Annotated in this window: 12 protein-coding genes; 6 read left to right on the forward strand and 6 right to left on the reverse strand. The window is 64.4% G+C overall.

The window, feature by feature from the left end; translation table 11 throughout:
- Window positions 1–17 precede the first annotated feature (17 nt).
- The 3 genes from GEV06_26675 to GEV06_26685 all read left to right on the forward strand — a co-directional run bounded on the left by GEV06_26675 (window position 18) and on the right by GEV06_26685 (window position 3,218).
- Window positions 18–1,592 (forward strand): IS21 family transposase, encoded by a 1,575-nt coding sequence (locus GEV06_26675; protein MPZ21447.1) that lies wholly within the window; start codon window positions 18–20, stop codon window positions 1,590–1,592.
- The gene (locus tag GEV06_26680) at window positions 1,586–2,404 is read left to right on the forward strand and encodes an AAA family ATPase (protein MPZ21448.1); all 819 of its coding nucleotides are present in this window, start codon (window positions 1,586–1,588) and stop codon (window positions 2,402–2,404) included. The genes GEV06_26675 and GEV06_26680 overlap by 7 nt, the downstream gene beginning before the upstream one ends.
- Window positions 2,405–2,828: 424 nt before the next feature.
- A complete protein-coding gene (locus GEV06_26685) occupies window positions 2,829–3,218 on the forward strand; it encodes a hypothetical protein (protein ID MPZ21449.1) in 390 nt (129 codons plus the stop codon).
- Between the two features lie 252 nt (window positions 3,219–3,470).
- Here the strand turns inward: GEV06_26685 and GEV06_26690 are convergent, their stop codons facing one another.
- On the reverse strand, window positions 3,471–4,166 hold the full coding sequence (locus GEV06_26690) for a tyrosine-type recombinase/integrase (GenBank protein MPZ21450.1): 696 nt from the start codon (window positions 4,164–4,166) through the stop codon (window positions 3,471–3,473).
- Between GEV06_26690 and GEV06_26695 the strand changes: the two genes are divergently transcribed.
- The 3 genes from GEV06_26695 (at window position 4,137) to GEV06_26705 (ending at window position 5,727) form a co-directional block, all read left to right on the forward strand.
- Complete coding sequence (locus tag GEV06_26695; GenBank protein MPZ21451.1) at window positions 4,137–4,574, forward strand: transposase; 438 nt, start codon at window positions 4,137–4,139, stop codon at window positions 4,572–4,574. The genes GEV06_26690 and GEV06_26695 overlap by 30 nt on opposite strands.
- Window positions 4,575–4,926: 352 nt before the next feature.
- Window positions 4,927–5,250 carry a hypothetical protein gene (locus GEV06_26700; GenBank protein MPZ21452.1) on the forward strand — a complete coding sequence of 108 codons (324 nt, stop codon included), beginning with the start codon at window positions 4,927–4,929 and terminating at the stop codon, window positions 5,248–5,250.
- Window positions 5,251–5,727 carry a DUF3368 domain-containing protein gene (locus GEV06_26705; protein ID MPZ21453.1) on the forward strand — a complete coding sequence of 159 codons (477 nt, stop codon included), beginning with the start codon at window positions 5,251–5,253 and terminating at the stop codon, window positions 5,725–5,727.
- Between the two features lie 224 nt (window positions 5,728–5,951).
- Here GEV06_26705 and tcmP read toward each other — a convergent pair whose 3' ends face one another.
- The 5 genes from tcmP to GEV06_26730 form a co-directional block, all read right to left on the reverse strand.
- Window positions 5,952–7,049 carry a three-Cys-motif partner protein TcmP gene (gene tcmP / locus GEV06_26710; GenBank protein MPZ21454.1) on the reverse strand — a complete coding sequence of 366 codons (1,098 nt, stop codon included), beginning with the start codon at window positions 7,047–7,049 and terminating at the stop codon, window positions 5,952–5,954.
- A gap of 16 nt (window positions 7,050–7,065) precedes the next feature.
- On the reverse strand, window positions 7,066–7,815 hold the full coding sequence (locus GEV06_26715) for a DUF5131 family protein (protein ID MPZ21455.1): 750 nt from the start codon (window positions 7,813–7,815) through the stop codon (window positions 7,066–7,068).
- 73 nt (window positions 7,816–7,888) lie between these two features.
- Complete coding sequence (locus tag GEV06_26720; protein MPZ21456.1) at window positions 7,889–8,794, reverse strand: hypothetical protein; 906 nt, start codon at window positions 8,792–8,794, stop codon at window positions 7,889–7,891.
- Window positions 8,795–9,296: 502 nt separating this feature from the next.
- Window positions 9,297–10,706: a sodium/proline symporter gene (locus GEV06_26725; GenBank protein MPZ21457.1), complete on the reverse strand. Its 1,410-nt coding sequence runs from the start codon at window positions 10,704–10,706 to the stop codon at window positions 9,297–9,299.
- Window positions 10,707–10,881: 175 nt separating this feature from the next.
- Window positions 10,882–11,821: hypothetical protein (locus tag GEV06_26730; GenBank protein MPZ21458.1), on the reverse strand; the 940-nt coding region annotated here is incomplete at its 5' end.

Genomic DNA, 11,821 nt, shown 5'->3' on the forward strand with positions numbered 1-11,821 from the left:
TGATCAACGACAATTAGATTTGCCGGCCAACGACAATTAGATTTGCCGGTCCGCTGACCGCCGAGGTGACGTGCGAGACTGTCCATTTTCCCCAGGAGAACGGATTGGTCACGGACGCGCAGGTACGGCGGTTGAGGGAGAAGCGGATGGACGGCAAAACGTTGGAGGCGGCCGCCGCGGCGGCCGGGATGTGCGAGCGCACGGCGCGGCGCTGGCAAGCGGGGCCGCTGTCATCGGTGACGAAGGCGCCGCGGACGTGGCGGACCCGCGAGGATCCGTTCGCGGACATCTGGGCGACGGAGGTCGAGCCCCGGTTGGCGGCCGACGAGCTGGGGCGGTTACAGGCGCTGACACTGTTCGACTGGCTCTGCGCGCGGTATCCGGGACGCTTTCAGCCCGGCCAGCTCCGGACGTTGCAGCGGCGGGTACGGGACTGGCGCGCGCAGCACGGCCCGGACGTGGAGGCGTACTTCGAGCAAACGGCCATCCCGGGCCGCGAGGGCGCCCTCGATTTCACGCAGGCGAGCGATCTGGGCGTCACGATCCAGGGGGAGGCGTTCCCCCATCTGTTGTTCGAGTGGGTCCTGAGCTTCAGTGGCTGGACGTACGTCACGCTGGCGGCCAGCGAGACGTTTGAAGCTCTCGTGGCCGGCTTGCAGGGGGCGGTCTGGACGCTCGGCGCCGTGCCGGCGGTGGTGCGCCACGATAATTTGTCGGCCGCGACGCACGAGCTGAAGCGCAGCGGCGGGCGGCAGCTGACGGAGCGGTTTCGCGGCGTGCTCGCGCATTACGGATTGCGCTCGTCGCGGATCCAGCCGGGGGAAGCGCACGAAAATGGCGTCGTCGAGCAAGCCCATTTCCGCACCAAGAGCGCGCTGGAGCAGGCGCTACTGCTGCGCGGGCATCCCGACTTCGTCGACGAAGTTGCCTATGAAGCCTTCATCCGCGAGGTGATTGAGCGGAAGCGGAATGAGCCGGCCGCCTCCCGGCTCGCCGAGGAGCGGCCGTACCTGCGCCCGCTGCCCTCGGCCGCGGTGCCGAATTACACGACGTTCACGTGCGTCGTGCGTCGCTGGAGCACCATCCGCGTGGGCGGGCGGACGTACTCGGTCCCGGCGCGGTTGCTCGGGCACACGGTCGAGGCGCGGCAGCATTCGACGACGGTGGAGGTGCGCTACCGCGGGCAGCTCATGGACACGATGCCGCGGGTGCGGGGCCAGGCCGAGCATCGGATCGATTACCGGCACATCATCGGGAGCTTGGTCCGCAAGCCCGGCGCCTTTGCGCGGTATCGCTATCGGGAGGAGCTCTTTCCGTCGCTCACGTTTCGCCAGGCGTATGATGCGCTGGGTGTGACGCATGGCGAGCGCGCCGACGTGGAGTACGTGCGCCTGCTGCAGCTGGCGGCCACGACGAGCGAGCGGCAGGTCGAGGCGATCCTGACGGCCCTGCTCCACGCCCAACAGCCCTTCGACTATGCGGGCGTCCAGGCCCTCGTGACCCCGCCCAAGCCGCGCGTCCCCGTGATCCAGATCCCGGCGCCTGATCTCGCCCAGTACGATGCGCTGCTGGGGGGCGGTGGCCGATGCTGACGCCCACCGTCCCGCCGCCCACGGCGCAAGTGACCGCGTTACTCACCACCTTCGGGCTGCTGACCGCCGCCGAGGAGATGGTGCCCCGACTGACGCAGGCCGGGCACCAGGAGGCCGTGCCGGTGTTGGTCGAGGTGTTGGAGGCGGAGGCGGAAGCCCGGCGCCAGCGCCGCATTGCGCGGTTGCGCCGAGCCGCCCGGCTGCCACCGGGCAAGACCTTCGAGACCCTCGATGCCGGGCGGCTGCCGCTGCCGATCGTGCAGCGGTTGCAGGAGCTCGCCACGGGCGCGTTTCTCGAGACCGCGACCAATGTCCTGGCCTTCGGGCTCCCTGGCGTCGGAAAGAGTCACGCGCTCTGCGCCGTGGGGCACGCGTTGGTCGAGGCGGGCCACAGCGTGCTGTTCACGCCGGCCTACGCGGTGGTGCAGGAGCTGCTCAGCGCGAAGCGGGATCTGGACCTGCCGCGCGCCCTCCGGAAGCTCGATCTCTTCGAGGTGATCCTGCTCGACGATCTGGGCTATGTGCAACAGAGCCCCGACGAAGCCGAAGTGCTCTTTACGCTCCTCGCCGAACGGTACGAACGCCGCTCGGTGATGGTGACCAGCAATCTGATCTTCAGTCAGTGGGACCGCATCTTTCGCGACCAGATGGCCACGGCCGCCGCGATCGATCGCCTCGTGCACCACGCCGTGCTCCTCGAGTTCGACGTACCGAGTTACCGCACGGATCGCTCACGGCCGCCGGCGCCGGCACCCCGGTCGTCTCGACGTGGGCGAGCACCGGGGCCCTTGGTGCCCAAACGTCGCCGGTGATCGGCGGCAGAGGCCATCAGATGACTCGCCGCTTCAGAACACGACCGCGCAGGAGGCGCCAGGAACGACGATCGCCAGGCCGGCAAGGGTACAGCATCCCCTTGTGTTGCACTCGCTCGCGTCGTGCGACGACGAAGACGACTGTGGAAATGACGTCCTGTGGAAACCCAAAAGCGGTTCCCACAGGGACTTGGAAATCTCGCCCAGAACGCGAGATTCCCACATTCCCACAGCCGATTCCTCTTGCTGTAGAAGGAAGAAGAGCAGAAGAACCAGACGACCAAGAACGACGGCAGCGACCCGTCGTCAGATCAACCGGCCGCAGGTTCGTCGCATCCTCGGCCACATCGGGAACCGGCAAGAACAATTGTCGCCAACCGGCAAAAGTAGTTGACGTCGATCAGTGGGGCGTACAGTCGCCGCCATGCAGGTCTGGGACATCTTACGCGCCATTGAGTGGGCCCTCGCCGATCGGGAGCTTCCCGCCCACGGTCTATCGCTCTACGGGAAGAGTGAGATGGGCGTTATCGCGCTGTACGCGGCCTTGTTGGATGAGCGTGTGCGTCAGGTGATTGTGCATGAGCCACCCGGTTCGCACCGGCAAGGACCGGCGTTGCTGAACATTCTTCGGATCACCGACATCGCGGAAGCGGCCGGCGCGTTCGCGCCACGGCGGCTGGTTGCCTTGACGGAGCTTCCTGAGTCGTTTGACTACACGCGGCAGGTGTACGAGCGCCTCGGCGTGTCCGAGCAGCTCGCGCATGCGGCAAGCCTGGCGGAGGCGTTACACATCTGGAAATATCCGCGGCGGTGAAGCGTCGGCCCAGAGGTTGCGAGATCTCCGCTCGATGTCTGCGAGTGGATCGACGGCGTTCTGCAAGCAGCTGACCGCAGGTCGATGCACGCAAGGGAGAGACGGGCCGTGATGGCTGGCCAGAGCGTCAAGGCGACGTCATATCGTCCGAGAGAGCCGTCGTCACATGGCGCACCATGAGTCCGTAGAGCTGAAGTCGTTGTCGAGTGGCAGACGGGTTCGAGTCCCGTCGACCCCGCCACCTATCCTGTTCTAGATAGGTGGGTTCGCCGTTTCAGCTCCTGCCGTCTCCAGAATATCTCCAAGCTTTCGTACGGATCCCGGCTGGTCAAGCAGACGGATTGCCCCCTCGATCGCCGCGGGGCTGAGGTGCATGTACCGCTGCGTCGTGGTTAGGTCCTGATGCCCGGCCAGCTCTTGGATCGCCCGCGCTGGCGCTCCACGCATCGCAAGATGCGAGCAGAACGAGTGCCGCAGCCGATGGACGCCGCTCTTTGCGAGCTGCGCCCGTCTCGCGGCCCGCTGGACGTGATCGCGGACCATGTCTTGCGTGAGCGGCGATCCGTCCCGCTGACAGATCACCCGCGGCGACCGAAGGTGCCGATGGCTGCGGAGTGCCGCCGCGAGTCGTGCCGTCATCGGCACGTACCGCAGGCGTCCGCCCTTCGTAGTGCTCACGTGGCCTCGCCACTCCGAGCGTTGGATGCAGAGCTGCCGCTTGCCGAGATCCACGTCGCTCCACTCCAGCGCGATCATCTCGCCGCACCGTAGGCCGGCCTCACCGCCCAAGAGCACGATGAGATACGCGTTCGCATCGAGTGCTTTCGCCGCCTCGACCAGCCGCTCGTATTCGTCGAAGTCGTAGAATCCCGCCGAGCCTGTCGTGATCCGCAGCAGCCGAATCGTGCACGGCATCCGATCGATGACCTCCCACTCGGTCGCTTGCATCGCGACATCGCCATTCTCGAATCCTTGCCCGGAGTCGGACGAAAAGTCGCTGTCACGATGCTCGCTGAAGCGGCCGAGCCGCTCGCACAACGCGATTATGACCGATTGCGCGCGCACCTGGGCGCCGCCCCCGTCACCACGGCCAGCGGCAAGCGCCGCCTGGTGTCGATGCGGCGCGCCTGCAATCGGCGCTTGCGCTGGGCGGCGTACCACTGGGGGCGGGGGAGTGTACAGCATGACGCGCCGAGTGCCGCGTACTACCGGGACCTGCGGGCGCGAGGCCATCGACACGGCCGGGCCCTGCGGAGTGTCGTCGATCGCTGGCTACGCATCCTCATTGCGATGCTGCGCCAGAATACGCTCTACGATGCCAGTAGATTCACTGTGGCTCTCGAGAACGACGCTTGACAAATGGTGGGGAATCCACGCCCCGGCTGCTTCCGTGCCCGCCTCTCTGCCGCCCACACGGTGGCAAAGAACGCCACCCGCTCCGTGACTGGCGTACCAGTGCGGGCCGACGAGCGACAGTCACATCGCCAGGACGCTCGTTCTGTTGAAACCGAATACTGAGCGTCGTTTGCGGCGGATCCTGACCATATTGAGAAGGCGACGCTTGTACTCGCAGATCGCTTTGCTCGTCGCTCCCCTCTGCCGCCTTCGGCATCGACGTGGCCAGGATGGTAGGGGACAAAGAGAGGGACAATAGCGATCGAGGGTTCTGTCCCGTCTTTGGTCCCCCCGCCGGTCAGTCGAGAAGCTGATGCCGGGGAGTGTACAATGGCGTAACGAGACACCATATCGAAATGGTGTAACCAGAGGCAATATGGAGACTGCTCATATCGAGCTCGACCAGGATCTCATCGTGCTACTTGAGGAGCTGCGGCGACCGGCGAAGCAGGCCGCGCGAGAGCTGATCGTGTTGGAGCTCTATCGCCAGGGCGACCTGTCGAGCGGCCGGGCTGCCGCCCTCCTCGGCATGGAGCGTGAGGACTTCATTCGCCACGCGTCTGCCAAGGGCATTCCCTACTTTCAGCTCCGCGGCGATGAGCTGCGCCGGGAGCTCGACGCGAGCCGCGGTCTCTGAGTGAACGCCGTCTCCAATTCCAGCCCTCTCATCGCCCTCGCCGCTATCGAGCGCCTCGTGCTCCTCCCGCTCCTCTTCGACTCGGTCATCATTCCTCCGGCTGTCGCCTTCGAGACGCGCCGGACCATCCCAGCCAGACCCGCGTGGCTGTACGTGCGGAGCCTCCAGAATCAGTTACCAGCGGCCGTTCTCAGGCCGACCTTGGGCGACGGCGAGCGGGAGGCCATCGCCCTCGCGCTCGAAGCGAGCGCCGACCGGGTGGTGCTCGATGACTTGCCCGCGAGACGGGTCGCGCAGGAGCTCGGTCTGAACGTCATCGGGACCCTCGGCCTCCTGCTGGCGGCAAAACGGGCCGGCCTGGTCGACGCCATTCGTCCCGAACTCGACAATCTCGTCAGGACAGGGTTCTTCCTGGGCCAGCAGCTCTACGAGGAAGTGCTCCGCGCCGCTGGGGAGTTCGCTTCGTTAGCAGACTAACAAGCTCGCCCTGCACCAAGAGCCTGATCACAAGGCCCAGACGGCCGACCCTGACAGGAGGTTGGTGCCTGTCTATCGATAGGGCAGCCCCGAAATGGGGCGCATGTGGAGCGAAGCTCACGGCGCACGGCGGGGACAATAAGTCTGATCACCTCGGCGCGTTCGCGATGGCTTCCGCGGGTTGTTGATGGGAGACTCGGTCGCCAGCGTGCTCAGCAGCTCTCCTACAGGCGCAGCAGCGGGTTCGCCTTCGATCCGAATCGTCCTCTGTAGTCGTCCGCAGTGACGATTCCCTGACGGCGCAGCTCCCTGATAACGGAATTCAGGTGAGTTTCACGCCAAGGCTCAGGCCGAAGCGCGGCGTGGAGATCCTGCCAACGCTTCGGTCCATCTCGAAGTTGCTTGAGCATCCACGCCTTTACGGGTGCCAGATCGGGCTGCGGCGTAATCAGCACCTGCTGGTTCGGATTGTCCGATTTTCTGACGTAGAATCCTCCATGCGGCGCGATGCTCCACACGCAGTCCTTCATCAGGTCTCGGCCATCCTCGTGATTGGTGAAGTGGACAAGCAGATAGCGCGTCGCCCGGTTGTCTCCGAGCATGCGGATAGACGTCCACCACTGAGCACCTACCTTGGTCGCCAGCAGCTGCACGGCCTGCTCCGCACGTTCGTCGAAGTCCGCCGAATCGACGACGCTACGCCACTCGGGTCCGTCGAACACAAGGTCTAATGTGGCTGCCATTCCCGCCTTGTCACGACCCTGTGCCAATGCCATGTCCAACTCGCGCCAGATGAGATTCACGAACAGTTCAACGCGCCCCGTTCCCATCAGCGCGCTCAGGATGCCACAGGGAACTTTAAAGCCGTACGGGTCGACGAAGGCGAACGCGGGAGCAAGTCGCTTCCTGGTGCTTCTCAGGGGCTCGACGAGTCTCTGAAGGATCGCGAACGCGTCGCCTGCGAGCGGCTCGACGATGACGCCGTTTGGAAGTGGGCCTAACGCCTCGAGTTCCTCCTGCAGCGCTGACAAATTGACAGGGTCGCGTTCGATAAGTAGAAAGCGAAACTCTGATTTCTTCAGGAGCGCGTCTCGATAGTTGTGCGTAAGGAGGGCCTTGAGCGCGACGAGCGGAGACCCGAGCTGTCCTGTCAGATGTCGGCCCCTGCCAGCGTGTGTGTCAACATAAATGACACGACCAGCCCAGGTGCCGAGCTTCGGGAACCAGCCGCCAAGGTAACGTCGGACGAGCTCATGCTTGACGTGTTGGAGATTCGTGTATTCGGCCCAGTAATGGGGATTTTCATCCGCGATCGTGGCCATGATGGCCTCCGCTCTACTACAGAGCAGGCCTCGTGCGATGAAAATCGACCGGGAATTCGTCGTACGTCCTGCCGTTCAGCTGGCGTCCGGTCTTGTGTTTCCGCCTTCCGCCCCATTGCTTGAAAAAGAAGGCGACGCCGTGCCAGGCACACTGGTGTTGGATGTTCAACACCCATTCTTCGCGCATCGGCCTTGCGTCCGGTCCACTTTCGCCGCCGACGATGACCCAGTTGATGCCCTGGAGATCGATTTCGCCGAGATCCTCCAGCAGCGGCTCGATCGACGCGAAGCGAACGCGGACGGGAGCGCGCCGAAGTGCATCGAGTCGAGGTAGTCCGTACTTTCGGGTTTCAACACTGACGCCATACCAGACGTGAGGTAGGTCGGCCATCCATCTCAGCTCGCCTGACAGGAGGCGGAGCATCCGCTGGTGCCGCTTCGTCAGCACCTGGAAGGTATGCCAGTCAGCACGACGCATAACATCGCCCACGCGTGCGACGTAGTCGACTGGTACGGCCTCGTGGAAGAGATCGCTCATCGAATTCACGAAAATCTTTCGCGGCGCGTGCCACCGCAGCGGCTCGTGAAGCTTCTCGGGGACTAGCCGGAGATCGAAGCCCTCGCTGAAGGGGTGGCCAGGAACGCCGCGAAAGCGCTCCGCGAACGCCTCTGCGTAACAGAACTTGCAACCAGGGCTGACCTTGGTGCAGCCCCGGACGGGGTTCCAGGTGGCGTCGGTCCATTCGATGCGCGAACGGTCACTCATATGGCGAAGATATTACGAATGTTGCGCCTATCCAGTCAACGAGGAATGCTTCGGATTCGCTGCTGCGCGATCTTCATCGGCAGAAGCCGGCACGGAGAGGCTCGTTGCCGGTCGCTAACACTAGCCCTGGCGCGGCGGCGAATTCCACACCACGGCTGTCCGCACGTATCTTGACGTTTGGGAAAAAGCTTGCCCACCTCACATCGACGACAGCGTCGAGACACCTGCCGCGACGGCTGGCGGCGCTCCTGACAGGTCCATGCTCTATGGTCCACAAGACAAGGGAGCGCGTTCGCGCTTCCGGTTCCAAGGTGGAACCCAGCTCGCGGATTTCGAGTGCAGCGGACGCGACTGTGGCACCCAGCAGGTTGCGAAGTGACCACGCGTCCCGGTGTCGCTGACCGTTCGGCGTTGGCTGAACGTCAACCGGAAACGGGTGCAATGCGGCGTAGCGTGCGACAACGTCCGGCCGCTTGGGTTCGGAGCGATCGGGAAGCGTATAGAGCACAGGCTCAAACTTGGGTCGAGCGTCCGAGGTTGCAATCGCGGCATTGGTGAACGTCTGCTGTCTGATCGTCCACGTGACCGTGTAGACGCCGTCACCGTCGTCGATGATGGCATCGAGGAACTCTTCGTACACTTCCAGATGCTCGGTGGTGAGCTGCGTCGTGCTGAGGCCATCAGGAGCAACAACGAGGAAGGTCGCTTCTCTAGCCGTCGACTCAATGAAGCTGGTTCGTGTCTCCGCTGATGCGAACTTGAACTGCTTAGTGTCGGCCGGTTCGACTACGTGCTCAGCGGGCACTTCAAACTGCTCATCGAAACGTGCCAAAGCTGCGTCGAAGGGGGTTGCCTGCATCGGTTGCGGGAGTGTCGTCTGGGCACCTCGGACGGAGCCTCCAGGACAGGACCAAAGGAGGACGAGTCCAATGATGGCGAACAGCAGCACTCCCCATAGATACTTGCCCCGGAATGCCATCTTCGCCTTCCCAGCTTCGGACGTCCCAACGTCTGGGGTCCTGTGCATCCTTTTGAGTGATGGGGCGATTGTAATAGATGAGCTGTGTTAGAGCAAGGTCTCCAGACGTTTTGAATCCAGCATCGACCGTAGCAGAGAAACCTGTTGCTGGTTGCGCGAAAAGGAGTCGCGCGAGAAGAGGCCGAACGCCTGTCGCAATGGGACGTGGCGTTAGCCGTGCGCCGACACGCGTCTCCAAAATGTCTCCAAGACCACGGTCGAAAGCTGAGGACTCGCGACGACACCAGGGGAGGAGCAGGAGCCGGCCAAATGATTGGAGATTAAGAGCTTAAAATCAGAATGCGCGTGCCATCACCAACTTAGCAATATGGGTTGTATCGGGTTCGAGTCCCGTCGACCCCGCCATTCCCGCGTCGCGTGAATGGCTCGCTCGCCGTCCTCAGTCGATCCGCCTTGGCTTGCAGCCAAGGTGAGATGGTTCGAGTCCCGTCGCCCGCTCCAGCTATCCTCTTTTACGGCAAACCAGGTACGTGAGCGTGGAGGCGGTCATTCCGAGCAGTGCCGGATAGATGGCGTCGGGATAGAGGCCGAATTCCCAGACGAGCACCGTGCCAGCGCCCACGACCATCATTGCGAGACCCACCGCCGATGACACCGGCTGCTGTGCCAGCCGCAAGAGAAGTAGCGGTACGAAGCTCGCGCCGAAGAGCGACACGGCTCGGAGCACCAGCTCGAACACACCCTCGCTGGACGTGAGCGCGATGGCCAACGCGATCGCCGCCACTGACAGGGTGGCGAGCTTCGAGGCGAGATAGCTCGACTTCGCCCTCGGCCAGATGTCTCGGGTCACCGCCGCCGAGCACGCCAAGAGCTGTGAATCCGCCGTGGAGATGGTCGCGGCGAATATCCCGGCGAGAAGCACGCCCACGAGGAAGGAGGGCAAGAGAGGTTGGCCATCACGGCCCGCCCGGCCGAGCTCGAGCAGCGCACCCTCGTTGGCGCCGCCCTCGAGCCCGGGAACGAGGACGCGGGCGTACAGCGCTATGGCGATGACGAGCAGAAAGAACGGGATATACCAGGAGAAGTAGACGATGCGGGCACGGTCGATGGCCTTCGGCGACTCGATCGCGAGAATGCGAATGAGAATGTGCGGCTGCCCGACAGAGCTGAACCCGCCCGAGACCATGCCGATGAGATACATCCCGAGGCCGAATGTCGCATGCGTTGGGCGCCACTCCAGGAGCGAGGGGTCCTCCGCCCCGAGCGCCGCAAAGAGGGCGCTCGGCGCACCCACCTCGGCGGCGGCGAATCCCAGGAGCATGATCATCGTCCCCAGCATCACGACAGACTGCGCCGCGTCGGTCCAGATCGAGGCGCGCAAGCCACCCGCGTAGCAGTACGCGATGACGACGATCGCCCCGATGACCGAACCGATCCACTCGGGCCGGTCGAAGACCGCGTGGAGCGCCACCCCTCCGGCTTGGAGCTGTGCCGCCGCGTACACGCTGAGGAACGAGAACGTGAGCACGCCGCCCAGGACCACGACGGGACGGTTGACGCCGCCGTCGGGTCGGCTGCCGACGAGCTCTGGGACCGACTGAACACCCGCCTGTCCGGAGACGATTCGCACGCGCTTGTGCACCCATATCCAGGCGATCAGCTCTCCCGTGATCCACCCGACCATCATCCACACGGTCTGAATGCCGAGCGCGTAGGTAAACCCGATCATCCCCATGAACATGAACCCGCTGTTGTTGGTGGCAACTGCCGACAACGCGGTCAGCCAGGGGTTCACGTTGCGGCCAGCGAGAAGGTAGTCCTCGGTCGTCTCTTGCTTCTTGAGCGTGGAGGCCACGCCGATGAGGGTGAAGAGCAGGAGAAACGTGACGAAACCGGTGAGGATGATGGCCATGAAGCACGCTTGCTGGGGCAGGGTACGCAATTGGTCGGGGCGCCGTCAATGCGTCATCCCGACGCGTCATCCGGACGAGCCTCATCCCGACCAGGGTTTCGCCCATCGCCCCTTCTTGTGATGACCGCAGCATCGCGAGCAGCTCATCGCGGCGCTTCGCCATGAGCTCGGGTGGCTAGATATCGCTCGGGCCGCGCCGTTCCCGCGCGGCGTAAGGGTGCAGACGCATCTCCGCCAGGTTTTGCATGGCGCGCTCCCACAGGGCGTCGAAGCCCTGGGCGAGGCTCTCGGCCAGGGCCCGGTCGTGGACGAGCAGCGAAGCGAACCGCCCGTCCGGGACGAAGGGATGATCGAGCGATAGGATCACGGTCTCCTCGTCGATCACGTGAAACGGGTGGCCCAGCTCGCCCGAGAAGCGGACGCCGGCCAGATGCTGCATGCTTGCTGCATGGCGGCGGAGAAAGTCCAGCAAACGCGGCGCGTTGCGATTGGCGAAGCCAAAGACCACGCGGTGGTCGATGGCGTGGAGGTCCACCTGTCGGCCGACGCGCCTGAGGACGTCGAATCGCTCGGTCGCCGCGCGATCCAGCGCCACCAGGTCGCCTTCCTCGAGGTAGGACCGGATGCGTGTGCGAGCCGACGCCAGCCGCGCAAGATGGCGTTTGACGTGGCTCTCCACGCCGAGCGCGAGATCCACGAACATCTGACGGCCCCGCAGCCGTGACGGCAGACTCGCGAACACCTCCCGGAGCGTATCGGCGCGACGGACAAAGGCGTCGGCGCGCTCCCGGGCAAGCTCGATAAGCCGGTCCACGAGGAGGTCCGGCGCGACGGCGGCATAGAGCCGCGGGCGCGTCCGCTGGATCTCGACTAGACCGAGCCGGCCGAGCTTCTCCATGGCCGCGTAGATCTTCGACGTTGGTATCTCCCCCTCGCGGCACAGCGCCGCGGCGTCCGCCACACTGAGCGTTTGCAGTGTCACGAGCGCCCGCTTCTCGAACGACGAGAAGCCCGCCTCGTCGAGCAGCGCGACCAGCTCGTCGCGGTGCTCGCCTCGCTCCGCGAACGTGCGGTACCGCGCGTCGTCGGCGAGCTCAGGGCGGCCGAGCACCTCG

Origin of the sequence: Luteitalea sp., assembly GCA_009377605.1 — a bacterium.
GTDB lineage: Bacteria > Acidobacteriota > Vicinamibacteria > Vicinamibacterales > Vicinamibacteraceae > WHTT01.